This window comes from Arthrobacter sp. 001422645 (assembly GCF_059816125.1).
Window position 1 is genome coordinate 43879 of record NZ_JCBANT010000001.1, and the last position, 24297, is coordinate 68175.

Consider the following 24297-nt stretch of genomic DNA (forward strand, 5'->3'; position numbering starts at 1 on the left):
GGTCGCGGCGCGGCGGGCGCACAACGGAATGATCACAAGTCACACAGTTAACACTGGCAACTCTGGCATCACTGAGATGCCGGTGCTACCGTGGCCGCGTCAAGACCCACCGATATTGACTTTTCGGTGTCCGCTGAGCGGACCACCGGTCATCGTGAACTAGATGACGTGTTTTCCGGAGCGCGTCGTTGCTCCGGAGAGACACATGAAGCCGAACCCGACCCTGGCAAAACGACGCACGTCGCTGTTCACATCCCTGGCAGCCCTGGTTGTGGCCACCGTTTCCGTGGTGGGCCTTCCGGCGCCGGCGGTCGCCACCGCGCCGGCCCCCACGCCGTCGCCCTCAGCAGGCAGCGCAGCGCCGACGTCGGCACCCGCTCCGACGGCGACGACGACGTCGGTTCCGGCCACGACGGCGTCGGCGGTTCCTTCTCCGACGGCGACCCCGCCGGCCGCCACGACCGAAGCGGCCCCGGCGCCCGCGCCAACCACCACAAGCTACCGGGATGCCATGGCAGCGGCGGCCGGACCTGCTGGCGCCGAGATGGGCCAAAGCCTCAAGGACGCGCGCGCCGCGCAGGCCGAGTCAGCGCCGGCGACCGAGGGGACCTGGTCACCCACTTTTGGCGTCAAAGGCCTGGACGTCAGCAAGTGGCAGGCGGACGTCAACTGGCAGACACAGTGGAAACTGGGCGCACGCTTCGCCTACGTGAAGGCCACGGAAGGCAACTACTACACGAGCGCCACTTTTGCTGCCCAGTACAAAGGTGCCCGCCAGGTGGGCATGATCCGGGGCGCCTACCACTTCGCCAACCCGCTGGCCTCGTCGGGAGCTGATCAGGCCAGGATCTTCGTCCAGAACGGAGGGGGCTGGAGCGCGGACGGTTATACGCTCCCACCGGTGCTCGACTTCGAGGCCAACCCGTACGCCGGGCAAACGATCGACGGGTTCTACCAGGGCAACAGCTGCTACGACCGGTCTGCCAGCCAGCTGACGAGCTGGGTGCGTGACTTCGGAAACACCATGAAGGCGCTGACCGGACGGCTCCCGGTGATTTACACCAACACCAACTGGTGGAAGCAATGCGTGGGCGATGCCGCGGGTTTCGGCGACTACCCCCTCTGGACCGCGTATTGGCCGAGTTCGGCCAGCAACTACGCCGGCCCGCTGCCCTCAAGCTGGAGCGCCTACTCCCTCTGGCAGTACAGCGAGTCCGGCCCGTTCGCCGGCGACTCCAACGTCTGGAACGGCGACTACGAAGGGCTGCGGCGCTTCGCCGATAACTCCGGCGCCAGCCTGAACACCCCGGTGGATGATTTCAACGGCGACGGACGCAACGATCTGCTGAGCATTGCCGCTGACGGCACGCTCTGGTTCTACCCCGGCAACGGCCAGGGCGGATTCACGAGCCCCGTCCGCATCGGCTCAGGCTGGAGAATCTACTCCCGCATCGTCGGCGTCGGAGACTTCAACGGCGACGGCAGGAACGATTTCACCGCCATCAAACCGGACGGTTCCATGCGGTTCTATGCGGGAACAGGGACGGTTGGTGCCGGAAGCCAGGGCTATGCTTCGGCCATCAAGATGGGCACGACCAACTGGAGCGCCTTCAGCCAGGTCGCGGGCGTCAGGGACTTCAACGGCGACGGCAGGAACGACCTTGTCGCTTCCAAGAAGGACGGGACGCTGTGGTTCTTCGCCGGCACACGGGCCGTGTCATCGACGCAGAGCGGCTACGCTCCGGAACTAAAGATCGGCTCGTCGGGCTGGGATGCGTACATCAGTATCGTCGGCGTCCGGAACTTCGGCGGCAAACCGACCAACGATCTGCTCGCCACGAAAACCGACGGCAGCCTGTGGTTCTACGACGGAACAGGCGCTGTCTCAGCGACGAACCCGGGCTACGCCCCGGGCACCCGGATCGGTACCTCCGGCTGGAACAATTTCCTGGACGTGCTGGGAGCCGGCGACGGCAACGGCGACGGCAAGGCGGACCTGCTGACCCGCCGTCGTGACAACGCGCTGCTTTTCTACGCGGGAACCGGCATGAATGAAGCGGGGTACAAACCGGCCGTCAACATCGGCACGTCCAGCTGGAACAACTTCCCCATCGTGGAGTCCGTTCAGGACTTCAACGGTGACAAGCGGCCTGATCTCCTGGCGGTAGCCAAGAACGGCGCTCTCTGGTTCTACGCCTCAACCGGGACCAACGGATATGCCGCCGGCCGCCAGATCGGGACCGGCTGGAACGCCTACACCAAGCTCGTCGGCACTGGCGACATCAACGGCGACGGGAAAAGTGATCTCCTCGCCGTCAGGCCCGACGGAAGTCTCTGGTTCTACGCGGGCACCGGGGATCTGTCCGCCGGCCGTGAGGGCTATTCGCCCGGCCGGAAGGTGGGCACGGGTTGGAATGTGTACAGCAAGCTCGTCGCAACCCGTGACTTTGACAAGGACGGCAAGAACGACCTGGCCGGTATCCGCCCGGACGGCACGCTCTGGTTCTACCACGGCACCGGGAAGGTGTCCGCAACAGATGAGGGGTACTCCCCCGCCGTCAAGGTCGGATCCGGGTGGTCAAGCTTCCATTCCGTCGCCGGCGTCGAGGACCTTGACGGAGACGGCATCAACGATCTCGCCGGCATACGTCCCGATGGAACCCTGTGGTTTTATGCCGGAACCGGGAAGGTCTCGGGCACCAGCCCCGGCTACCGCCCCGGGCAGAAGATCGGCACCTCCGGGTGGAATGCTTACTCCATCCTGCTGGGGGCGGGCCGGCTCAACGCCGACGGGACCCCGGACCTGGCAGCTGTGAATCGGAACGGAAGCCTGTGGTTCTATGCCGGGGCGCCCGGGCGCAACAGCGGCTACTGGCCTGCAACGCAGGTGGGCGCGCTGCCCTAGCAAGGGACGGGCGCCCGGGCACCAGCCCCGGGCACCAGCCGAGGCTCAGGAGGCCGCGGACTCCGCGGCAGGCAGCAGGTCGCGGATCGCAGCTTCCCAGATTTTCACCTGCGACTCCGCCGCCAGCGGTCCCGCGGCACGGTCCGCCGCCCGCTTCCACTCCATGATCTGCTCGCGGTCCAGCGACTGGATCGTCGTGGCCAGCGCGGACGGTGAGAAGTCCGGGGTGACGGTACCGAAGCCGTATTCCTTGACGATTTCCACCATCGAAGGCGAGGGTCCCACCACCACGCCCAGCCGGGCTTGCACCGCCTCAAAGAACTTGTTGGGCAGGGCGTTCTCCATATTGAAGTTGGTCGGCGGGAGGAACACCAGCGAGACGTCGTAGCCGCTCAGGGTCTTGACCAGTTCGGCGTACGGCACCGGTTCGCGGAAACGCACCGCAGGGACGTCAGCCGCCGCCTGCTTCAATTCGGCGACGTAGGCCGGCTCGTTGGGCATCACGATCATGTCCAGTTCAACGCCCGACGGCGCGCTGCGCATCGCCTCGATAAGGTTTTCCAGTTTCCGGTAACGCTGGCCCGCGGCGCTGTGGATCAGCCGGATCGTCTCACCGACAGGCTTCGGGGTTCCCGGCGCGAAGGGAGCCGCATTAGTGACCACCTGCGCCGCAACTCCAAAATCTGAGGTGTACTGCGCCGCGATGCCGGGAGCCACGGTGGTGAGCGAGCGGGCCTGGGGCAGGTAGGTTCGGCAAAGCCACCGCATGAACGGTGCCACGAACAGGCGCCACTTGAGGTCGTCGTCCTTTTCCTTCGGCGCAAACTCGTGGAGGTCGGAATGCACCCCGTACTTCGGCTTCAGGTCCACCGCCACCGGCAGCGTGTTCAGGTCGTTGGCGAGCACGACGTCGACGGACAGTCCCGCGAGCAGCTGCCGCGCTTGCTGGACCGCGGACATCTTTTCGTAGGCGCGCCGGTAGCGGCGCCCGAGCAGTCCGAGCCTGTCCGAGGGCCACCCGACCGCATCCGCCGACAACGCAAAATGTTCATCGGCGCCTTCCGGTGCAGCACCGTAGCCGCACGTGATGAGGTGGTACTTCCCGCGGAAGAGCGCCACCTGCTTGAGCACGCGGGGGTCAGACCGGATCGGTGAGAACGAAATGATGAGAAGTCGGGGCAAGGCTGTCATGCCTCCATCATTCCAGACCGGGAGGCCGCCCCTCACGTCCGGCCGCTCCTCACGAGCACCGGGGCGCCGAAGCCTGCGGCTAGAAAATACTCCGCACGAAGCGAATGCGGGAGGCAAGGACGGCTACGGCGAAGCTCAAGGCCAGCGTCACCGCGTAGCTGGCGAAGCCCGCCACGATCGACCTTCCGTCGTAGACTGCGGGCACGTTCAGCCTGATGATCTCGAAGATCAGCAGATGGACCAGGAACACTCCAAAGGAAGCGCTGGAGAGGGTGATCAGCATCCGCCCCGTCACCCGTCCCGGCGTGAGCCGGCCGAAGATGGACGTGGCGGACAGAAACACGGCCACGGCAAGCAACATAACGGTCAGCGAGACGTAGCTGACGGGCGCCACCGCGTTCAGCACGCCCGCTTGTCCCCGGTGTCCGTACTGCCACAGACACAGCGCCGCCAGGCCGGCGACCGCCAGGAGGGCCACGAACAGCGACCGGCCCCTCAGCCTGACGTCCCGCAGCGCGCGGCCAGCCACGAAGTAGCCGACGTAGGGCAGCCAGTGGGTGAAGATGTTCAGGCTGATCGGCCGGGCGAAGCCCAGTGACGCGGCAATTCCGGGCACCATATACACCAGCGCCGTGGCAGCCAGCAGGAAGGCCGCGAGGGCCTGGGCACGTCGCGGTCCCCCGTCCTGCAGGAAAGCCGAGATAAGTGGAGCGACCGCATAAAGGCCGAGAATCAGCCAGAGGAAATACAGCTGGGTGAAGACGGAGCCGTCGAGGAGCAGCTGGACCACCCTGGCCGGCGATAGGTCTTCGCCGCGCATGAGCCCCCGGACGCCGATCAGATAGACCAAATGCCACACGATCAGGGCGGGCAGCAGCCTTACCGCGCGTTTCCGGTAGAAAGACCGGGGCTCCAGGGCCGTGTTCCGGGGCGCCAGCAGGAGGGCGCCGGAGATCATCACGAAGACCGGGACGACCCAGATGAAGGGGATGTCCAACCCGGCCGCCAGCCACCAGTTGCGTGACTGGGGCGCGGAGTGCCCTAGGACGTACCCAAAGAGGTGGATCGCGACGACGCCACAAATGCTCAGAATTCTCAGGATGTCGAGGGAGTAGTCACGCGAGGCGGCGATGGCCTCTTGTTTGTCCGAACGCGTCCCGAGGTCCGTCATTCAGTTTCCTGCACTCGTTCCGAGAACACGGTCGACGGCGTCGCCGGCGCATCCTTGAGCCAGGGACGCGGGGTCTCGTCGATAGCGATCCGCCGGGAAAGCTGCGTCAGCGTTGTCTCCATGTGCCGGAAGCGCTGGTAGGTCGTGGCCATAAAGACCATGAAGCTGACGACGAGTCCGTAAAGGACCAGATCGGTTCCGCGGCCGATTCCGAGGGACCGGGCGAGCATGGTGAGTAGCTCCGGAAAGAAAATCGACAGGGCGGCCACAACCGCGAAAATCACCAGCATGATCCGGCGGATAGCCAGGTGCCGGGCATTTGAACCGCCCCGCATAAGCGCCAGGGAGACGACGATGACGGCAAGGACGAGAACTATTTGGACGATGATTTGCAATTTCTCACCTAAACAGGAGGTCAGCGATGATGTTGACGGAGTTCAGCAAGGACTGGCCTTTTGCCTTTGAGTAATCGGTGTAGATGATCTCAACGGGGTGTTCCACCCACCGAGGGCTGATCTCGGACACCTGGTGGATCAACTCGGAGGCGTGCGCCATCCTGTTCTGAGTGAGGTGGATCTTGCGGGCCACATCGGGCCCGATGGCGCGCAGCCCGTTGTGCGCGTCAGTAAGCGCCATTCCGGTGGCCATGCGGGACTGGACCGCAGCGGTCCGCAGCACCAGCCGCTTCGCCGGGGAAAGTTTCGTGCGGCCGTCGAGGAACCGTGAGCCGAGTACGAGGTCGGCTTCGCCGGTCCGCACGCGGTCGGCCATGGCCTTGGCGTCCTCAACCCGGTGCTGCCCGTCGGCGTCGAACGTTACGATGCAGTCGAGTTCGGGATCCTGCAGCGCATACTCGAACCCTGTCTGGAGCGCAGCGCCCTGGCCCAGGTTGACCGGGTGTTGGACAACTACCGCGCCGGCCTGCCTGGCCACTTCCTGCGAACCGTCGCTGCTTCCGTCATCGACGCACACGACGTGCGGAAATTCCTTCCGGAGTCCGTCGATCACCCCGCCAACGACGGAGGCCTCGTTGTACATAGGTATGACTATCCAAGTGCGACTCACCCATCAAGTATTCCACAGACGGCACGTTTGACTGGGGCGGCTCAGCGTTCCGCTATCCGGCGCAGGGCGTGCATCATGGCAATCGGGCCGTGTACGAGCGGGGCGGCCGTGCGGCGCCTGAGCTGCCAGACGGCCCGGTTGGCGGCGACGTCGGCGGCGACGACCACATCGGCTCCGAGCAGCGCCGTCTGCAGCCCGGCGCTGCGCGCTATGGCCTTGGCCAGCTGACGGGATTCCCAGTTGTCCCTTGCCAGCCTCCCCGCGATCCCGAGCGGACCACCTTTGCGGGACAGGGCATCGAGGACTGCCGTGAGACGTCCCGGCCCGGCCGGCACCACGGGCACCAGTTCCAGTCCGGGGGCGGACGGCACCAAGGCCGGACCGGCGCCGGCAACGTAGGCGGCGGTGACGCTCAGCTGACGGTCCGCTGGTTCAACGGACTCCAGGGCACGGCTCCAGAGGTTGTCCAGCGTGGCCTGAGGGTGCGAGCTGCGGCCTACAACGATGCCCAGGCGGAGATTTCCGGTTGGTTTCATGGCTAGGGGTTACTCTTTTCTTCCGCCAGCGGCCTCTGGACCGGGTGGCCCACGAGGTCGCGCAGATCCGAAATGACGGGTGCCAAGATGGCGCTGCGGGCAAACTTCTGGCCGTATTCCCAGGCGGCATCCCACACGGCGCTGTCCGGATGAGCCAGCGCGTCGGCACATTCCTGCAGGGCTGAGGCAATGCTCCCCGGAGAGAGGTCCTTGGCCGGAAACCACAACGGATAGTCGCGGAGCAGCTCCGTGGCGGCATTGCCCAGATCGTGTACCGAGACGATCGGCAGCCCGGTCGCCAGGTACTCGGCGGTCTTGCCTCCGGTCACAAACTTTCCGGTGGACAGCAACAACAGGAGCGCGTCTACCGAGCCGTAGAAGCGGGCTACGTCGCGCTTCGAAATCGGCCCCTCGTACGTCAAGCCGTTCCGCGACGCGGACCCGAAGGTCTCAAGGACCTCGGCGCCAGCCGCTCCCGAGGCACTGAGCTTGCCACGGAACACCGCCTCGGCCTTGGAATCGGGACCAGGAAATGCTATGCCCCACCCCTGCAGGAACTCGGCCATCGGCATGTTGACGTACTGCAGGGTTCCCAAATACCCGAAGCGCGGGTGTTGGGTCCGCCGGATTCCGGGCGCGGCGTGTCCCGGCTGTGGGTCGAAGCCGTTGGGCACCACCAGCATTGTCGCTGCGGATTCGGGGTACCTGGAGGCGTATTCATCCCTGATCTGGTCGTTGACGAACCACGAACCGGCGGCCTCGGCCAGGAACTGCGCTTCCAGTTTTCCGCGCTCGCTCCCTGTGTCGAAGTCTTCCGCCCCCGTGATGGTGTTGAAGGCCCAGGCATCGCGGTAATCCATGATGTAGGGGACCCCCTCCAGGCAACGCGCGACCCCGAACGCCACGTAAGGGCTCGCCGACGCCATCACGAGATCGACCGGTTTGTCGGCGTGGACTTCCCGCGCGGCCTTGCTGGCGGGGGCCAACCACGCGCCATGGAAGTCTTCCGGGAAGTCCCTCCGCCCGCGGCGCCGCATGACTTCCTTCCAGACGTAGGGCGCTTCAATCCGCAGCCGGGAGAACCGGCGAAGGTCGCCGCGGGCAGGCTCCTCCGATCCGCCGTCGTCCACCTGGACAATGCGGATCCGGGGATCCACCGAGTCGGCCAGTTTCTGGTCAACTCCGGAAATTTCGGACCAGATGTTGCTGTCCAGGGTCAGCACCGTGACGTCCCAGCCATCCTCGGCGAAGGCATTGGCCACCGCCGTGCAGCGGTAGACGGACGAGGCGGTGCTCGGCGGAAACGCGAATGCGATGTACAGCAGGTGCGGCTTGCTCATGCGGACCTGCCCAGAACCTTGGCATAGCCCGCCTCGAGCGTCGGGATCATGCCCGCGGCTCCGTGGTGGACCCGGATATATTCCGGACCCTGCAGCTTCTGCGACGTCGTCACGGGATCGGCCAAGGCCTCGCGCGCCGCCTGGCCGACGTCGGAACGGCTGACACTGATCGTGGCCAGATCCGCGTTGTAGCCGTCCACTTGGTCTGCGAAAATCGTCGGAACGCCGATCCCCATGGCCTCTAGCTCACTCGTGGCCAGGATGCCGGCCACCTGCCCCACCGCCACATGGGCCTGCGCGATTTCCTGCAAGAACTGCTGCTTGGGCATCTTGGGAATGAGTCTGACTCCCAGTTCCGCGGCCTCGGCCGCCCGGTCGCCCCAATCCAGGCCGACGATGTCCGCCCCGTTGGGGCCCCCGACGGCGGCGACGACGTCGGCCGCGACCTGCAGCAGCGTGTCCCCTCCCTTGGAGGCGTCCCAGCGGGACGGGAAAATGACCCGCGGCCGGGGCGCCGGAACCCACGCCGGCAGCTCCGCCATGTTGACGGGGATCGGCAGGTACTCCGCGTCCGGCCGGGCACGTTCGGCCTTCTCGCGCAGGTCCGGGGTGGCGTACCAGACGTGGCCCGCGCCGTCGATATCGGCTTTCATCGCCTGGTGGTGCTGGTCCTGCCAGTAGTTTTCCCTGATATCGGTGCCATGCAGGGTCAACGCATAGGGCCGGGACAGGGCGCCCCGCGCCCAGACCGCACGCCCGCCCATATTCACGTGCCACATGCTGGTTCCCGGGTACGCCAGAAGCTGTTCGGCCCGGAACCGGTAGTAGGCGGCCTTGCCCCCGCCGCGCGTCCATGGTCCCTGGATGAGCCTCCACGGCTGGCCCTGCCTGCGGCCTTCGGCCACGAGCGTTTTCGCGACGTCGGCGCAGTCGAACAGTTGGGTGACTCGGATCTTCTGACTCATGATGTCCATCATCTCATTTGGCCGCGGGTGGCCCGTCAGGCCCCTCCTGCAGCGGATCCGCCACTGTTTCACAGCGGCACCCGTCCCTGACGGGAACGGGGGCCGCGGCAGCACGCCGCGTAGTATGGGATGGATTCTTCCCACCGCCGTCTTGGAGTACTCCTTGAAACACCTGCGCCGCACGATGCGCGAGCTGCTGCCTCTCTTGCCCGCCAACGCCAGGCGGTTCCTACTGCTCTTTGGTGTGCTCTCGGCGGTTCTTTCGCTCCTCGACGCGGCAGCATTGGGCGTTTTTGCGCTTGTCCTGAATCAGATCCTCAAGGGCGGAACGATGACCCTGCCGGTCTTCGGTGACGTCACCCAGGAGTTCAGCCTGCTGATCCTGGTCGGATCCGCACTGGTGATGATCCTGAAATCCGTGCTGAATATCTGGCTCCAGTGGGTGTCCACCCGCAAGTTCGCCGACTATGAGCTGGAGATTGGCTCCATTCTCTTCCAGAGCTACATCCGCGCCCCCTGGACGGAACGGATGAAGCGCTCCACCACGGAACTCGTCCGGATGATCGACGTCGGAATCGCGAACACCGTCTCGGGCGTCCTCTTCCCTGCGGTGACGCTTCCGGCACAGGCCCTGACCTTCGTATCAGTCCTGATCGTCCTGGTCGTCGCGTCGTGGCAGACCGCTCTGGTGACGGTCATCTACCTCGGCATCATCGCCGCGTTCCTGTACTTGTGGCTCTCCAAGAAGTCGTATGAGGCCGGACGGGTGAACCGTGATGCTGCGATGCGCATGTCCACCCTCGTGGCCGAAATGCTCGCTGCCCTCAAGGAGATTACTCTCCGCGACAAGGCCCAGGAAGTCGGCAACATCGTCCTGCACAGCCGTGAACGGGCCGCCCGGTCGCGGTCGAATATCCGGTTCATGAGCGCGGTCCCCAAGTTCGTCATCGATATGGCCCTGATTGGCGGCTTTTTGCTGATCGGCGCGGTCGGCTTCATGATCGGCGGCATGGAAGCCGCGATGTCGTCCGTGGCTATCTTCGGCCTCGCGGGCTTCAAACTGGTGCCCGCCCTGACCACGGTCCAGGGACAGCTGACCCTGGTCCAGTCGACCCTCCCCTATACCGAGACTGTGATGCGCGACATCAAAGACGCTGCGGTACTGCGGGAGAACGCCGAGAAACTCGGTAAGACTCCGATCACCAACGAACCGAAGCTGCTTGAGCTGAAGGATGTTGAGTTCACCTACCCGGGTGCCGAAACCCCGGCCGTCACCAAGATCAATCTCAGTCTGCCCATCGGCTCGTCCGTGGGAATCGTGGGGCAGTCCGGAGCCGGCAAATCGACCCTGATCGACATCTTCCTCGGTTTGTTGACCCCGTCGAAGGGCAGCATGACGCTCGACGGCGTGCCGCTCGAGGAAGTGCTGGCTGACTGGCGCAAACGGGTGGGCTATGTACCCCAGGACGTGGCGATTTTCGACGGCTCCGTTGCCCAGAATGTGGCCCTGAGCTGGGGCGGCGACATCGACGAAGAGCGCGTCCGGACAGCCTTGGAACGCGCCCAGCTCCTCGAGACTATCGATGCCCGCGCCGGCGGAGTCCATGGCCGGGTGGGCGAGCGGGGCCTGGCATTGTCAGGCGGTCAGCGTCAGCGCCTGGGCATCGCCCGTGCACTGTATATGGACCCCCTGGTGCTGGTGCTCGACGAGGCCACCAGTGCACTGGACACGTCCACGGAAGCCGCGGTTGCGAACGCGATCAGCGAACTGCACGGTGAGATCACGGTCATTTCGGTGGCACACCGCCTTTCCACCGTCCGGAACAACGACCGGATCTGTTTCATGAAGGACGGCAGCGTCATTACCCAGGGAACGTTCGAGGAAGTCATCCGCGCCAATCCCGACTTCGCCCAGCAGGCCGCCCTCGCGGGTCTCCACGACCCGGCGGCGGGCTCCCCCGCGGCGGGGGAATCGGCACGCCCGGAGGCACGCGCGCTGTAAGCGTCCGTGGCGTTAGCGCCGCTCCATCCGCTGCGAGGATTCCTCAGCGGCCCGCGATCCCCCGGTAGAGATTCTCCAGGCGGTCCACGTAGGCTGCCGCGTCGTAGCGGGGCAGCGCCCACGCTGACCCGCCGAGCGTGCTCGCACACCCCCGGGGGTCCTTGAGCGCTTCGAGGACCTGCGCCACGACGTCGTCCTCTGTTCCCTCCAGGACCGGGGGCGTGGAGCCGTCGTCCGGCCGGGAAAGGCGTGTCCCCACTGCGGCGAGCGGCAGCCCCATACAAAGGGCCTCGAACTCGCTGGTGGCGAAGTTGTTGGTGGCCTGGCCGACGGCGACATGCGCACCGGACATCACACGGTGGTATTCCTCCTGCGACATACGGTCCAGCAGCGTCACGCCTGCCTCGGCCGCGCGCCCGGCACCCGGTCCCCAGTTCAGTCCAAGGATTCTCACGTCCGGACCGGCGGCCCGGCGGAGCTGGCGGACGAGGCTCAGCTGCCGCTCCATCCCTTTGTCCTCGTCCCAGCGCGAGACGAACAGGATGTTCGGGCGTGCGTCCGGCTGCCAGGCGGGGAGGCTGGCCGCATCGACCAGCGCAGGCAGGAACTCGGCATCCGGCCGTGCGGCCACCGCGTTTTCGGCGGTGTCATTGTTCGCATAGAAAACGTATGCGGCGCCGTCGATGGCGCGCTGGATCTCATCGTGGAAGTGGGGGTCGGCCCACTGTTTGCGGATGTCGGTACCGTGCAGCGTGAGGGCGTAGGGGCGCTTCGGCATCCCCCGTTCGCGGAGCAACCGCGCGCTGGTGGCGTAGTGGACGTGGACAACATCCGCCGTCCACAGCTTTGCCGCCCGCCGGGCAACGTACGGAACAAAGCGTGCCCGGGCCAGGACCGGGTTGGCGGGCGCGGCCGTCATGGGGCGCACCTGCTCCGGCGGCAAGTAGTCCCATTTCTTGCCGGCCCGGGCGGCCGCCCGGACCATGTTCCGGGCCACAAAAGCGCAATCGTTGAATTGCAGTACCCGGGGATCGGGTGTCTTCCCAGCCTCCGCGCTTCGGACAGCGGGGGACGTTCCCCGGGCGGCGTGGACGGAATCCCGAGTTTCGTTTTGCACCCAGTAAGGTTATCGCGGGACTCCCCAAATACCCTCGCTCAGGAGTTTGTAGTCCATGACCCAAAGCATCGAAGTCGTCATCCCGGTCCATGACCCGGCGCGGCCGGTAGCGCGCGGAATAGCGTCCGTCCTTGACCAGCGCGCTGCGCTGGCCGCCCGCGGTGTCGATGTGCACGTGACGGTGGTGCTGCACAACCTTGCCGCGGACAGCCTGTCCGGCCCCGGGTTTCAAACCGGCGTCGACGGCGTCACCTATCTCAGCCATTCCGACGGCGTGGCGTCACCGGCCGGCCCCCGCAACTACGCCCTGGGCCGCAGCGGCGCGGCCTACCTTAGCTTCCTTGACTCGGATGACTACCTGGAACCCGGTTCGCTGCTGGCCTGGTGGGAGGTGGCCGAGGCTCATACTGCCGCGGCCGTGATCGCACCGCTGCGGACACCTGCAGGCAACATTCTCCCGTCGCCGCGAATTAGGCCGTCGAAGCCCCTGGTACTCCACCCCCTCCGCGACGGGCTGGCGTACCGCAGTGTCCCCTACGGCCTGTTGCGCCGCGAGAGCCTGCTCGCCCTTGGGTTCGGCTACACCGAAGGCGTCCCGACCGGCGAAGACATTGAACCTACCTTGAGGCTGTGGTTCCGCTCCGGAGCCATCTGCTACCCGTACGGCGCACCGGCATACCGGCAGACCGATGACTCCGGGCCGGCCCGCGTGACGAGTTCCATCCGGCCGCTACAGCAGGAGTTCGCGTGGCTGGAACACCTGCTTGCCGCGGACTGGCTGCAGCAGGGGTCGACGGCGGAACGGCGCGCCATCGCCCACAAGATCCTGAGGGTGCACGGCATCGGGGCCTTGCTCCGGCGCGCGGATGCGCCCGACTCCCCCGGCCGCGCCCCGTTGTGGGATCTCGGGGAAAGCCTGTACTGGCGCGGACTGGCCGCAAGGGTCCTGTCTTTGGCCGGCGGTTCCATTCCCAGCATCAGCCGGCGTGACGCCACCCTTATCCAGGCGGCCGGCTCGGCCGGCGACCTTCGGCAGCTGCGGGTCCTGGCGGCGGAATACCGGGCTTCCGGCCGGAGCGGGGAGCTGCTCACCCCACGGATGCTGGACTCGCTGTCCGGCGATTCGATCATTCGCCACTACGTCAGCGAGCGACTGCGGGCCGCGACCGGCGTTTTCCGGGCACCGCCCGCCGCGCCTTAATGACGGCACCCCCGCCGCCGTGCCGCCCGCTGCCGGAGTCGCCCGGGCGCAAGGGCACCGGCCCGGCTTGCTAGACTCAAGTCGGTAATTCGGACGGGCAGGAGCATTAATGAACTGGTGGCAGGCGTTTCCCGCTATCGCCGTGGCCGCACTCCTGCTCTTCTTTCCCGGGCTAATTCTTGCGCGGGCACTCGGCACCAAGGGCTTCGCGTCCGCGGCGATGGCACCCCTGGCGTCCTGCGGGCTCATCGGGCTTGCCGGCGTTGTCGGAGGTCTGCTCCGGCTGGACTGGGGGATTCTCAGCTACCTGCTGGTGACAGCCGTGTGCACCGGCCTGGCATTCCTGCTTCGGCGGTTCTTCACTGGCCGGGTTGCCGCAGTCGCGCCGGCCTCGGCGGCGCCCGTCGTCCAATGGGCGGCAATCCTGGGTGGCATGGCTGCGGGCTCCGCCCTCATCGTCAGCCGCTTGTGGCCGGCCGTCGGCAAGCCGGGAAACTTCGCCCAGGTGTACGACAACATTTTTCACCTCAACGCGATCCGGTACATCCTCGAAACCGGGAGCGCGTCGTCGCTGACGTTGGGCCGGATGCTCAACCCGGATGCCGGGATCGCCATCTACCCCTCCGTGTGGCATTCCCTGGCTGCCCTCGTTTCCCAACTGACCAACAACGACGTTTTCGTCAGCCAGAACGCCGTGATCGTGGCGGTCAGCGTGATCTTGTGGCCCTTCGCCTGCATCATGCTGGTCCGGGGCATCATTGGCCCCCGCGTTCTGCCGCTTGTTTTTGCGGGTGCCCTGAGCGGCGGTTTCTGGATGTTCCCGCTGCAATTGCTCCAGTGGGGCCCGCTGTATCCCAACACGCTGGCCTACAGCCTGCTGCCGTTGGCGCTGCTGGTCCTCGTGGGGCTGTTCAATGCCGGGCGCGAACGATTCATGGACAACGTCAGCCTGTGGTCCTTCCTGCTCATTTCGGTTGCGGCGTTGTTCTTGTCGCAGCCCAACGGTGTCACGGCGCTCCTGGCATTCTCCGTCCCGCTCATTGCCGCCGCGTGGTTCGCCCAGCTCCGCGCCCGCATCCGCGCCAAAGCGGGCGCCCGGGCAATCGGACTCGTGGTCCTCTGGGGGTTCGCCGCGGCTGCAGCCTTCCTCGTCGTCTGGCAGGCTTTGCTCCTCAGCTTTGACAACTGGAAACCCAGCCGGACGCTGGCCCAGGCGGTGGAAGACGTGGCGACGGGCACGCTCCTTGGCGGCAGCGCGACAATGGTCGCCTCCGTAGCGGCCCTCTTGGGAATCGTCACCATCATCGTGCGGCGGCGTGGTGGTTGGATGATCGCCTGTGCCCTGATCGCCGCCGCCCTCTACATCGTCGCGGTCTTCATGTATCAGGGCCGCTTCCGGCACTTCACCATCGGCAGCTGGTACCAGGACCCCTACCGGCTCGCGGCTTTGGTGCCCCTGTTTATGATTGTGCTCGCCAGCGTCGGCGCTGACGGCCTGGTGTCCGCCGTCAGGGGATGGCTTGGGCGCATGGCCGAGCGGCGATCTCCCGGCCGGCGTCTTGGCCTGCCGCAGTTCCGGGGATCCGGAAGCCTGTACGCCGTCGCGGCGGCGGCCATTCTTGCCCTTGCCTTTTCCACCCTGGTGGGACGCGTCCATGATCCCGGGCTGACCGCCGTGTCCACCAAAATCCGCGACACCTATTCATTCGTCCCGGGCTGGGCGGTTTCCAATGATGAATTCGCCCTGATGTCCCGGCTTGGCACGACTGTCCCGGAAGACGCCGTCATCGGCGTCAATCCGTTCAATGGCGGGGCGCTGGCCTACGCCGTCTCCGGCCGCCACGTTACGCAGTACCATCTTGCGCCGGGACCCGATGCCGAACTGCGCAAGATCGCGAAGGATATCACAACGGCGCAGACCGGATCTGAAACCTGCCAGCTCGCAGGGAAAGAGCACGTCCGGTACATCCTCGACTTCGGCCACTTCTACATGCTCAACTTCCCGGAGGCCAGGTCCTACCCCGCGTTCGTCGACGTCGCCACTGCCGCGGGAGCCAAGGTGGAACTTGTGGACAAGCAGGGCGCGGCCAAACTCTACAGGGTCACCGCGTGCTGACCGGGCACGGCCTGCTAGGTCCGGTGGGCCGGATCACAGCTGCCAAGGCCGGGCGCGGCTTTCGCCTAAGCTAGGACCATGCGTATTCTCAGCGTCGTCGGCGCAAGACCACAGTTCGTAAAGCTCGCACCGATCGCATCAGCCATTTCCGGCCGGGCAGAACACCTCATCGCCCACACAGGCCAGCACTATGACGAGCTCATGAGTGATGTCTTCTTCCGGGACCTGGGTATCCCCGCCCCCGACTTCAACCTCGGGGTGGGATCCGGCAAGCACGGGGCACAGACGGGCGCGATGCTCGGAGGCCTTGAGGAAATCCTGGAAGAGGCCAAGCCGGACTGTGTCCTGGTCTACGGCGACACCAACTCCACACTGGCCGCGGCCATCGCCGCGGTCAAGATGCACATTCCGCTGGCCCACCTCGAAGCGGGGCTGCGTTCCTTCAACCGGCGCATGCCGGAAGAACACAACCGTGTCCTGACGGACCACGCGGCGGACCTGCTTTTGGCGCCCACCCAGGTTGCCGTGGACCACCTGGCCAATGAGGGCCTGGCCGGCAAGACGGTCCTCGTCGGCGACGTCATGACCGATGTCCTGTACCAGGTCCGGTCGCTGCTGGAGCGCCGCAACGAGCCCCTGCCCCTTGATATGGAGCCGGGCGGTTACTACGTCAGCACCATTCACCGTCCCGACAACACGGACTCGCCGGCCCGTCTCAAGGCCATCCTTGACTCTTTGGCGTCCCTGGACCGTCCGGTGCTTCTGCTGGCCCACCCGCGCCTGGTCAGCCTGGCCGAACGTCACGGACTGACACTCGAGCAGGGAAGCATCCGGGCCTGCCCGCCGCTGGCCTATCCGCAGCTGGTCAACGCCGTGCGGAACAGTGAAGGCGTCGTCACTGACTCCGGCGGGCTGCAGAAGGAAGCATTCCTGTTGCGGGTGCCATGCACCACCATCCGTCCCGAAACGGAGTGGGTGGAGACCCTCGAATCACGCTGGAATGTCCTGGTCAGCGATGACCTGTCCATCCTGGCCGATACCGTGAAGCGGCCCGCCCCTGAGCCCACGGACGCCGCCCCCTACGGCGACGGCCACGCCGCAGAGAAGATCGTGGACGCGCTGCTGGAGTTCAACACGCAGTCGGGCAGGTAGCAGGACCCGGTACTGCCGGTGAGGGCGGGCGCTGACGGCAGGACGTCAGCGCCCGCCCCTGTTGTTTTTCGGTGCCTGGAGGGGCACCGTAGGGCACGGAGTACGGCTAAAGCAGCGCGGACGCTGCCATGAACCGCACCGGCGCCTCGGGGTCGAGCTGCGCTGTTGGGCTGGATGCAATCATGGTCTGCGGCCGTCCGAACCTGCGGCGCCCCGCGGCTGCCGCCAGCATCTCGGCCAGGGGTCCCGGGGTAAGGATGCTCCGGAGCAGCCGGGCATCCGCCAGGGACAGGGGCCGATCTGCCCCCGGCGCGGCGGCCAGGAGCGTTCGGGTCACCTGTGCGAATTCTGCGCGATCAGCGTCCGTCCAGCCGCCTTGTTCCCCACGCGGGAGAACCACGCCGAAGACGTGGACCCGGAGCAGTTTGGTGACCAGCGCCCGACGATGGGCTAAGGGAAGAGCGACGAACCACGGGTCGGCGACGAGCTCCAGGGCAAAGGCAAACAACTCGCCGATGTCCCGCCGCTGTCCGGTGACCCGGTCCCGCGCGTCGTCGCCCACGACGTACTTGCCTGTCCCGCGGGCATAGTCGATCCGGCCGCCACCGAACCAGAGTTTGGCAGAGAATATCTGGTCCTCCCCCGTGCGCAGGTCCGCGCTGAATTCCAGGCCCAAGCGCTGGATCTCGCTGCGCCTCAGGAGGCCGAGCGGGGCTGTGCGGTAGCTCAGGCGGTCCTTGACCGGGTCCAGTTTGAACCGCCTGCGGACCCGGACCGGCGGGGTCCGCACCGGTGCACCGCCGGCATGGCGCTGGGGCGCGATGACCATCGCGGACGAATGGGTGCGGGCCAGCTCCAGCCATTGGCGCAGGGCGCCGGGCTCCAGGGAATCGTCGCTGCCAAGAATGCAGACAAATTCAGCCGTCGCCCGCGCAAGCCCATAGTTGAACGGCCCGGCCGGGCTGGGTATCCCGTCGCGGAGTTCCAGGAACCTGGTGGCTGAGGCCAGTTCGGGCGGGACGTTCCCCGAAATCTCGTGCGGGGAGATGTTGTGGCACACGACAGTGGCCCGGACTCCATCGGGACCGTTCAGTTCAAGGCCGGCAGCGGCCACCGACGCGAGTGCCCTCGCCACAGGCCGCGTGCTGCTGTGCACAGCGATGACGACGTCCACCGCCGGGACTGCTGCACCGGTTGCATCCTTATCCATGCCTGCTCCCGGTGGCTCCGGTGCCGGCAAGCACGCGGCCGTAGACGTCCTCGAACAGCATGCCAACCGTGCTCCGGCTGAACCTGGCCCGGATGGGCGCGGCAATAGCCGACGGGTCGGCACCGGCGAAGGTCAGCCGGGCCGCCTGGATCGCGGCGGCCAGGGACTCCGGGGACGCGTCGTCCACCAGGACGCCGTTCGCCTGCGTCACGTAGTCGGTGAAGCCGCCGACGCGGGGGACGACGACGGGCCGTCCGGCGGAAAGTGCCTCCGCCGCGGACGTGAAGAAGTTTTCATGGGCCGTCGGAAGGAAGAACAGATGGGCCTGCTCGAAAAACCCGAACACCTCGGCCGGCGGGACCATGCCGACCAGCGTGACGTTCTCCCCGAGCTGCAACCCGGATATCAGGTCTTCGGCTTCCCCACGGAGGGGTCCGTCCCCCACCCAATTGAGGTGCACATCGTGGCCCGCGTCCCTGAGCGCTGCTATGGTCCTGATGGCCAGCAGGGGCCTCTTCCCCGGAACAAGCCCGCCGACAGCGACCAGGCGCAGCCGGTCGCCGCGGGGCAGCGGCTTCAACGGCCGCTCGTTGGCAACAACGCACGGAACCAGCACCGCCGCGTCGGGCCGCGCGAACGCCTGCAGCTTCTCGACCAGTTCCGCCGTCACTCCTGTCACGGCGTGCGGAAGACGCAGCACCCAGCGCAGCCAGGCGAAACGTGGCCACATCCCGGCGACATTCCGCGGGTTCGTGACACCGCTCCAGTGCTCGGAGTGAACCCACGGCTTCCGTGTCAGGACTGCCGGCAGGGCCGCCACGAGTGCCGAGGAAAAGGCCATCGTGTGCAGCACGTCCGACGTCGAGCTTTCCCTCATCAGTGTGCGAAGCACGGAGACGGCCGTCCACGGCCTGCGGGGGTTGAGGGAGACTCGCTGCACGGGGAGGCCGGCATAGGTTTCTGCGGCTGCGGGCAGCCTGCTGCCCAGCCGCACATGCACGACGCTGACATCATGCCGGAGCTGGATTGCTTTCGCGTGTTCCAGATTGAACGGGGCCTGCGCCGGCGAATCGTGGCTGGGGAACCAGGTGGTGACCACAAGGATTCTCATGGTTGGGTCCTCCCCACCGACGCGACGATCGCGGCCGCGGCCTGGCCGGCGGCGGCCAGTGAGGCGTTCTCCCCCACCCACTGCGAGCGGTGTCCCCGGCCGGTGTCTTCCTCTTCGAGCGCGGCGATCATCGCAGCCGCCACGGCATCCGGGTCATGGTCAACAGCGTCGCCAAGGCCGTTGTTGGCCACCACCGCGGCTCCCTCGCCGGGACCGGCGAAGATGACCCGGGCGCCGCAACCTGCTGCCGCGTAGATTTTGGTCGGCTTGGCGAAGTCGTAGCCCTGACCGGGTTTGATGCTGACCAGTGCTGCCACGGCCCCGCGGAGCCAGGCTGCAGCCTCCCGGGGCGGCACGACGCCGCCGAAGACCACGCTGCCGGGAGCGACCTCGTCCGCCAGCGCCCGGAGTGCCGGTTCGTCGGTGCCCTGCCCGAAGAAGCGGATCTCCGCCGTCGGATATTTCCGCTGCACCAGCGGCAACGCCCGGATGAAGACGTCGGCTCCCTGCCATTCCGAAATCGTTCCGGTGTAGGCGAAGTAGGGCCGGTCGCTGTCTGCGGCATCGCCCTGGGGATTGAAGACTGAGGTGTCCACCCCGTTGGCCACGACCTGCACCCGCTCCGCCGGCACGTCGAACCTTGCCACCTGCTCGGCAACCGCGTCGGAAATGGCGATGACGCGGGCGGCGCGCCGCAGGACGAATCCCTCGACACGGCGCATCAGGCTGATGACGAAGCCCGGCACGTCCGTTGCGGACAGCGCCTCACTCCAGACGTCTGCCGCGTAGTAGACGAAGGGCCGGCGGCGCAGCCAGGAGCTCAGGGCCACCATCAGCCCGGTGGTGGGCGGTGGCTCCGACACGACCACATCGGCCCGCTGCAGCAGCAAGCGGAAGAAGGCCGGCACGTCGAAACTCAGGTACTGGACGTAGCCGCGGACGTTGCCGCCGCCGTCGCGCAGCACGGGCCAGCGACTGATCCTGAAGGGAACGTTGCCGGCCGTGGCGCCGCCAGGGGCGCGGGTGGTTACCACCGACACGTCCGCCCCCGCTGCCACCAGCCCGTCCACCAGTGCCTGGAGACGAAAGGCCGCGGCACCCACTTCCGGCGTAAAGAGCCGGGTGGCCACCACAACCCTCAAACGGGGATGCGCCGTCACGAGGCGGCGACTTTGACCATCCGCCCGCTGCGCGCGGACTCCAGCACGGCTTCGGCAACGCGCAGCGTGTCCAGGCCCTCGCGCATGGTCACGACGTCGGTGCGCAGCCCCAGGACCGCGTCGCGGAACGCTTCGTGTTCCGTGCGCAGCGGTTCCGGTTTGGCGATGGCAAGACGGGTCATGTTGCCCTCCGAGACACCACGGAATGCCGCCATGGACTCCCACTCGGTGGCCACGGTGCCGTTCTCGAAGAACGTCAGGTCCGCGGTGACCGTATCGGCCACAAAAGCACCCTTTTCGCCGGTGACGATGGTCAGGCGCTCTTTCATGGGGGAAAGCCAGTTCACCAGGTGGTTCGTGATGACGCCACTTTCCAGCTGCCCGGTCGCTGCAACCATATCCTCGTGCGGGCGGCCGCTGCGCGTGGTGACCTGGGCGAAGATCGAATCGAAACGGCTCTGGGCGAGCCAGGCGGTCAGGTCGATATCGTGCGTCCCCAGGTCCTTGACCACACCGACGTCGGCGATGCGCGACGGGAACGGGCCTTGGCGCCGGGTGGCGATCTGGTAAACGTCGCCGAGTTCGCCGGCTTCGATCCGCTTCCGCAGGGACTGCAGCGCGGGATTGAAACGCTCGATGTGGCCCACGGCCCCCACGAGGTTTTTGGCCTCGAACGCATCCACGAGGCGCTGGCCGGCCTCCGTGCTTGCGGCAATCGGCTTCTCCACGAGGGTGTGGACGCCGGCGTCGGCCAAGGCCAGTCCTACCTCCTCATGCATGCCCGTGGGGACGGCGGCGACCGCCATGTCCAGGCCCTCGGCAATAAGCTCTTCCACCGAGGACAGCACGGTCAGTCCGCCGGCTACTCCGTGCGGATCGCCGTACGCGTCCGCTACGGCCACCAGGTCGACACCGGGCAGCTCGCGGAGGACGCGGGCGTGGTGCCGCCCCATCATCCCCAGCCCGATCAGGCCTACGCGCAGGTTCGCCATGTCAGGCACCGGCCTTGGAGACGGCGTTGACTGCAGCGACGATGCGCTCGAGGTCGTCCTGGCTCAGGGACGGGTGGACCGGCAGGGAGAGCACTTCTTTGGCCGCCGTTTCGGTATTGGGCAGGTCTTCGGTCCGGTTGAAGGACGGAAGGCGATGGTTCGGGACCGGGTAGTACACACCGGTTCCGATGTTGTATTCGTCCCGCAGTGCCTTGGCCAGTCCGTCGCGGTCCTCGGGCACACGGATCGTGTACTGGTGGTAGACGTGGCCTGCCCCGGCCTTGACCAGCGGCGTTCCCACGTTCTCCAGGTTAGCGTCCAGGAACGCAGCGTTCTGCTGGCGCTGCGCGGTCCAGCCCAGCACCTTGGTGAGCTGGACGCGGCCAATGGCGGCGTGCAGGTCGGTCATGCGGGCGTTGAATCCGACGATTTCGTTCTGGTACTGCTTCTCCATGCCCTGGTTGCGCAGCAGCCGCAGCCGGTGCTCGACGGCGGCGTCCGACGTCGTGACCATGCCGCCCTCGCCGGAGGTCATGTTCTTCGTCGGGTACAGGCTGAACATGGCGAAGGTGCCGAAACTGCCGACCTTCTGGCCGTTGAAGCTGGCTCCGTGGGCCTGGGCTGCGTCCTCGTAGAGGTCGATGCCGCGCTCCGCGGCAAGCCTGCCGAGGCCTTCGACGTCGAACGGGTGCCCGTAAAGGTGCACCGGCATGATGCCCTTGGTCTTCTCGGTGATGAGCGACGCGACGTGGTCCGTGTCCAGGGTGTAGTGGTCCAGCTCGATGTCGGCGAAGACGGGAGTGGCTCCGGTCAGCGCGACGGAGTTGCCGGTGGCGGCGAACGTGAACGACGGCACGATCACCTCGTCGCCGGGGCCGACGCCGGCGGCCAGGAGGCCGAGGTGCAGTCCGGAGGTGCCGGAGTTCACGGCAACGGCGGCGCGGCCATCGACCAGCACCGAGGAGAACTCCGTTTCGAAGTCCGCCACCTGCTTGCCTTGGGCCAGCATTCCGGATGCCAGTACGGCGTCGACGGCCGCCCGCTCTTCATCGCCGATGATCGGCTTGGCTGCGGGGATAAAGTCCAGGCTCATGCGTTGTCCTCTGCCTCTTTCAGGAAGTCTTCTTGCTCAACATATTTGGCCCCTGTCTCGGGGCAGACCCAGAACCCGTCCTCCTCGCGCAGCGGGAAGCCGGCCTTGCCGACCCACCCGAGCCGCTTGGCCGGCACTCCCGCCATCAGGGCGAAGGCCGGTACATCCTTCGTGACCACGGCGCCTGCGGCGATGGTCGCCCAGCGTCCGATCGTCACGGGGGCCACACAGACGGCCCGCGCCCCAATGGACGCCCCATCCTCGATGGTGACGCCCACCGGAGTCCAGTCGTGGGCGCTCTTCAGGGATCCGTCGGGGCTGATGGACCGGGGGTAGGTGTCGTTCGTCAGGACCACTGCGGGTCCGATGAAGACGCCGTTTCCCAGCCTGGCGGGTTCGTAGACCAGCGCGTAGTTCTGGATCTTGGTGTTATCGCCAATCTGGACACCGGTGCCGACGTAGGCACCGCGGCCGACGATGCAGTTTTCTCCCAGGGTGGCGTCCTCGCGCACCTGGGCCAGATGCCAGATCTTGGTGCCGGCGCCCAGCACGGCGCGGTCCGAAACATCAGCGCTCGGGGCAATGTTATTCATCGTGGATCTCCTGTCAAAGGGAAAAGTGTTCGGCGCGCGGACTCAGGTCAGGCCTTGCCGATGACACGGTACTCGACGCCGACCCATGCCTCCGGGCTGCTCACCCGGCGGCCGTCGATGAAGACCCGGACACCCGGCAGGTCCTGCGGGCCCAGCGTGCGGTACTCGGCGTGGTCCGCCTGGACCACGGCCGCGTCGACCGGCTCACCCAGATGGTACGGCTGGAAGCCCAGCTTCTGGAGTTCCTCGTCGGTGTACAGCGGGTCATGGACCAGCGCGGCGGCACCACGCTGCTCGAGTGCCCTGACGGCGTCGAAGACGCCGGAAAACGCGGTTTCCTTGACGCCGCCGCGGTAGGCAGCGCCAAGCACCACCACGCGGGCGCCGGCGAGGTCGCCGTAGGCCCCCTCGAGCAGTCCGATGGTGTAGGCAGGCATGTCGGCATTTGCTTCCCGGGCCGCGCGCACTACCGTGGCCGCCGGATCGTTCCAGAGATACAGCCTCGGGTAGACGGGGATGCAGTGGCCGCCGACGGCGATGCCCGGGGTGTGGATGTGGCTGTACGGCTGGGAGTTGGCGGCCTCGATGACCTGGTAGATGTCGATGCCCGCAGTGGCGGCATACCGGGCGAACTGGTTGGCGAGTCCGATGTTCACATCGCGGTAGGTGGTTTCGGCCAGTTTCGCCATCTCGGACGCCTCGGCGGAGCCCAGGTCCCACACGCCGTTCGGGCGTGCCAGATCCGTCCGCTCGTCGAAGTCCAGCACGGCCTGATAAAACTCGACGGCTTTCGCTGCCCCGGCGTCGGACAGTCCGCCCACGAGCTTGGGGTACTTGCGCAGGTCTTCGAAGACCCGGCCGGTGAGGACACGTTCGGGAGAGAACACCAAGTGGAAGTCCCGTCCTTCGACCAGGCCGGAGGCGGATTCCAGGGCGGGCTTCCAGCGGCTCCGGGTGGTTCCGACGGGCAGGGTGGTTTCGTAGGAAACCAGGGTCCCGGGCGTCAGGTGCTTTGCCAGTTCCGCGGTGGCCGCGTCCATCCAGCCGAAGTCGGGGTTCGCTTCGGCATCGACGAACAGCGGCACGACGAGGACAACGACGTCGGCTTCGGGGACCGCGTCCGCGTAGTCGGTGGTGGCCCTGAGCTTCCCTGCCGGCACCAGTTCGGAGAGTTTTTCCTGCAGGTGGGCTTCGCCGGGAAACGGCTCCGTACCGGCGTTGATGAGGTCCACGACCTGCCGGTTAACGTCCACGCCGACGACCTCATGGCCCTTGGAGGCAAACTGGACGGCCAGGGGCAGGCCGATCTTTCCCAACGCAATTACAGCAATCTTCACGATACTCGTGCCTTTTCTCTCATACCTGATGGCGGGGCCA

Annotated in this window: 21 protein-coding genes; 5 read left to right on the top strand and 16 right to left on the bottom strand. The window is 66.5% G+C overall.

From position 1 onward, the window contains the following. Window positions 1–159: 159 nt before the first annotated feature. On the bottom strand, window positions 160–492 hold the full coding sequence (locus AC6EUH_RS00235) for a hypothetical protein (protein ID WP_499737482.1): 333 nt from the start codon (window positions 490–492) through the stop codon (window positions 160–162). A 19-nt stretch (window positions 493–511) separates the two neighbouring features. Between AC6EUH_RS00235 and AC6EUH_RS00240 the strand changes: the two genes are divergently transcribed. Then, window positions 512–2905, top strand: coding sequence for a GH25 family lysozyme (locus tag AC6EUH_RS00240; RefSeq protein WP_499737483.1), 2394 nt, complete (start codon window positions 512–514; stop codon window positions 2903–2905). 45 nt (window positions 2906–2950) lie between these two features. Here AC6EUH_RS00240 and AC6EUH_RS00245 read toward each other — a convergent pair whose 3' ends face one another. From AC6EUH_RS00245 to AC6EUH_RS00275, 7 genes are all read right to left on the bottom strand, one after another. Further along, complete coding sequence (locus tag AC6EUH_RS00245; RefSeq protein ID WP_499737484.1) at window positions 2951–4096, bottom strand: glycosyltransferase family protein; 1146 nt, start codon at window positions 4094–4096, stop codon at window positions 2951–2953. A gap of 79 nt (window positions 4097–4175) precedes the next feature. Continuing rightward, complete coding sequence (locus tag AC6EUH_RS00250) at window positions 4176–5267, bottom strand: acyltransferase (protein ID WP_499737485.1); 1092 nt, start codon at window positions 5265–5267, stop codon at window positions 4176–4178. After that, window positions 5264–5662: a DUF2304 domain-containing protein gene (locus AC6EUH_RS00255; protein ID WP_056425911.1), complete on the bottom strand. Its 399-nt coding sequence runs from the start codon at window positions 5660–5662 to the stop codon at window positions 5264–5266. The genes AC6EUH_RS00250 and AC6EUH_RS00255 overlap by 4 nt, the downstream gene beginning before the upstream one ends. A gap of 4 nt (window positions 5663–5666) precedes the next feature. Beyond that, window positions 5667–6305 (bottom strand): glycosyltransferase family 2 protein, encoded by a 639-nt coding sequence (locus tag AC6EUH_RS00260; protein ID WP_056425908.1) that lies wholly within the window; start codon window positions 6303–6305, stop codon window positions 5667–5669. Between the two features lie 68 nt (window positions 6306–6373). Continuing rightward, on the bottom strand, window positions 6374–6868 hold the full coding sequence (locus tag AC6EUH_RS00265; RefSeq protein ID WP_499737486.1) for a hypothetical protein: 495 nt from the start codon (window positions 6866–6868) through the stop codon (window positions 6374–6376). 2 nt (window positions 6869–6870) lie between these two features. Beyond that, entirely contained in the window at window positions 6871–8208 is a 1338-nt protein-coding gene (locus AC6EUH_RS00270) for a glycosyltransferase (protein WP_056425905.1), read from the bottom strand. After that, on the bottom strand, window positions 8205–9173 hold the full coding sequence (locus AC6EUH_RS00275; RefSeq protein ID WP_499737487.1) for a glycosyltransferase family protein: 969 nt from the start codon (window positions 9171–9173) through the stop codon (window positions 8205–8207). The genes AC6EUH_RS00270 and AC6EUH_RS00275 overlap by 4 nt, the downstream gene beginning before the upstream one ends. 124 nt (window positions 9174–9297) lie before the next feature. Between AC6EUH_RS00275 and AC6EUH_RS00280 the strand changes: the two genes are divergently transcribed. After that, window positions 9298–11175, top strand: coding sequence for an ABC transporter ATP-binding protein (locus AC6EUH_RS00280; protein WP_235500089.1), 1878 nt, complete (start codon window positions 9298–9300; stop codon window positions 11173–11175). A 43-nt stretch (window positions 11176–11218) separates the two neighbouring features. Here AC6EUH_RS00280 and AC6EUH_RS00285 read toward each other — a convergent pair whose 3' ends face one another. After that, window positions 11219–12292 (bottom strand): glycosyltransferase family protein, encoded by a 1074-nt coding sequence (locus AC6EUH_RS00285; protein WP_499737488.1) that lies wholly within the window; start codon window positions 12290–12292, stop codon window positions 11219–11221. Window positions 12293–12347: 55 nt separating this feature from the next. On the opposite strand from AC6EUH_RS00285, the gene AC6EUH_RS00290 reads away from it, so the two are divergent. The 3 genes from AC6EUH_RS00290 (at window position 12348) to wecB (ending at window position 16761) form a co-directional block, all read left to right on the top strand. Continuing rightward, the gene (locus AC6EUH_RS00290) at window positions 12348–13493 is read left to right on the top strand and encodes a glycosyltransferase family A protein (protein WP_056425899.1); all 1146 of its coding nucleotides are present in this window, start codon (window positions 12348–12350) and stop codon (window positions 13491–13493) included. Window positions 13494–13602: 109 nt separating this feature from the next. After that, entirely contained in the window at window positions 13603–15609 is a 2007-nt protein-coding gene (locus tag AC6EUH_RS00295; protein ID WP_056425897.1) for a DUF6541 family protein, read from the top strand. Between the two features lie 78 nt (window positions 15610–15687). Further along, complete coding sequence (gene wecB, locus AC6EUH_RS00300) at window positions 15688–16761, top strand: non-hydrolyzing UDP-N-acetylglucosamine 2-epimerase (RefSeq protein WP_056425894.1); 1074 nt, start codon at window positions 15688–15690, stop codon at window positions 16759–16761. Window positions 16762–16867: 106 nt separating this feature from the next. Here the strand turns inward: wecB and AC6EUH_RS00305 are convergent, their stop codons facing one another. The 7 genes from AC6EUH_RS00305 to AC6EUH_RS00335 are packed head-to-tail and all read right to left on the bottom strand — an operon-like array spanning window position 16868 to window position 24257. Beyond that, a complete protein-coding gene (locus AC6EUH_RS00305) occupies window positions 16868–17971 on the bottom strand; it encodes a glycosyltransferase (protein ID WP_499737489.1) in 1104 nt (367 codons plus the stop codon). Continuing rightward, complete coding sequence (locus AC6EUH_RS00310) at window positions 17964–19082, bottom strand: glycosyltransferase family 4 protein (RefSeq protein ID WP_499737490.1); 1119 nt, start codon at window positions 19080–19082, stop codon at window positions 17964–17966. Before AC6EUH_RS00310 ends, AC6EUH_RS00305 begins: the two co-directional genes overlap by 8 nt. Then, window positions 19079–20242: a glycosyltransferase family 4 protein gene (locus AC6EUH_RS00315; protein ID WP_056425885.1), complete on the bottom strand. Its 1164-nt coding sequence runs from the start codon at window positions 20240–20242 to the stop codon at window positions 19079–19081. Before AC6EUH_RS00315 ends, AC6EUH_RS00310 begins: the two co-directional genes overlap by 4 nt. Further along, on the bottom strand, window positions 20239–21234 hold the full coding sequence (locus AC6EUH_RS00320) for a Gfo/Idh/MocA family protein (RefSeq protein ID WP_056425884.1): 996 nt from the start codon (window positions 21232–21234) through the stop codon (window positions 20239–20241). The genes AC6EUH_RS00315 and AC6EUH_RS00320 overlap by 4 nt, the downstream gene beginning before the upstream one ends. Window position 21235: 1 nt before the next feature. Further along, window positions 21236–22327, bottom strand: coding sequence for a DegT/DnrJ/EryC1/StrS family aminotransferase (locus AC6EUH_RS00325; protein WP_056425881.1), 1092 nt, complete (start codon window positions 22325–22327; stop codon window positions 21236–21238). Continuing rightward, window positions 22324–22920, bottom strand: coding sequence for an acyltransferase (locus AC6EUH_RS00330; protein WP_056425878.1), 597 nt, complete (start codon window positions 22918–22920; stop codon window positions 22324–22326). The genes AC6EUH_RS00325 and AC6EUH_RS00330 overlap by 4 nt, the downstream gene beginning before the upstream one ends. A gap of 47 nt (window positions 22921–22967) precedes the next feature. Then, window positions 22968–24257, bottom strand: a complete 1290-nt coding sequence (locus tag AC6EUH_RS00335) for a nucleotide sugar dehydrogenase (RefSeq protein WP_056425875.1) — start codon at window positions 24255–24257, stop codon at window positions 22968–22970. Window positions 24258–24297: the final 40 nt, after the last annotated feature.

Bases quoted from the DNA above. Each gene is read 5' to 3' on its own strand.
- AC6EUH_RS00270 (WP_056425905.1), bottom strand. From the start codon at position 8,208: ATGAGCAAGCCGCACCTGCTGTACATCGCATTCGCGTTTCCGCCGAGC.
- wecB (WP_056425894.1), top strand. From the start codon at position 15,688: ATGCGTATTCTCAGCGTCGTCGGCGCAAGACCACAGTTCGTAAAGCTC.
- AC6EUH_RS00290 (WP_056425899.1), top strand. From the start codon at position 12,348: ATGACCCAAAGCATCGAAGTCGTCATCCCGGTCCATGACCCGGCGCGG.
- AC6EUH_RS00330 (WP_056425878.1), bottom strand. From the start codon at position 22,920: ATGAATAACATTGCCCCGAGCGCTGATGTTTCGGACCGCGCCGTGCTG.
- AC6EUH_RS00260 (WP_056425908.1), bottom strand. From the start codon at position 6,305: ATGTACAACGAGGCCTCCGTCGTTGGCGGGGTGATCGACGGACTCCGG.
- AC6EUH_RS00250 (WP_499737485.1), bottom strand. From the start codon at position 5,267: ATGACGGACCTCGGGACGCGTTCGGACAAACAAGAGGCCATCGCCGCC.
- AC6EUH_RS00265 (WP_499737486.1), bottom strand. From the start codon at position 6,868: ATGAAACCAACCGGAAATCTCCGCCTGGGCATCGTTGTAGGCCGCAGC.
- AC6EUH_RS00305 (WP_499737489.1), bottom strand. From the start codon at position 17,971: ATGGATAAGGATGCAACCGGTGCAGCAGTCCCGGCGGTGGACGTCGTC.
- AC6EUH_RS00280 (WP_235500089.1), top strand. From the start codon at position 9,298: ATGGGATGGATTCTTCCCACCGCCGTCTTGGAGTACTCCTTGAAACAC.
- AC6EUH_RS00325 (WP_056425881.1), bottom strand. From the start codon at position 22,327: ATGAGCCTGGACTTTATCCCCGCAGCCAAGCCGATCATCGGCGATGAA.
- AC6EUH_RS00245 (WP_499737484.1), bottom strand. From the start codon at position 4,096: ATGACAGCCTTGCCCCGACTTCTCATCATTTCGTTCTCACCGATCCGG.
- AC6EUH_RS00310 (WP_499737490.1), bottom strand. From the start codon at position 19,082: ATGAGAATCCTTGTGGTCACCACCTGGTTCCCCAGCCACGATTCGCCG.
- AC6EUH_RS00275 (WP_499737487.1), bottom strand. From the start codon at position 9,173: ATGAGTCAGAAGATCCGAGTCACCCAACTGTTCGACTGCGCCGACGTC.
- AC6EUH_RS00240 (WP_499737483.1), top strand. From the start codon at position 512: ATGGCAGCGGCGGCCGGACCTGCTGGCGCCGAGATGGGCCAAAGCCTC.
- AC6EUH_RS00295 (WP_056425897.1), top strand. From the start codon at position 13,603: ATGAACTGGTGGCAGGCGTTTCCCGCTATCGCCGTGGCCGCACTCCTG.
- AC6EUH_RS00320 (WP_056425884.1), bottom strand. From the start codon at position 21,234: ATGGCGAACCTGCGCGTAGGCCTGATCGGGCTGGGGATGATGGGGCGG.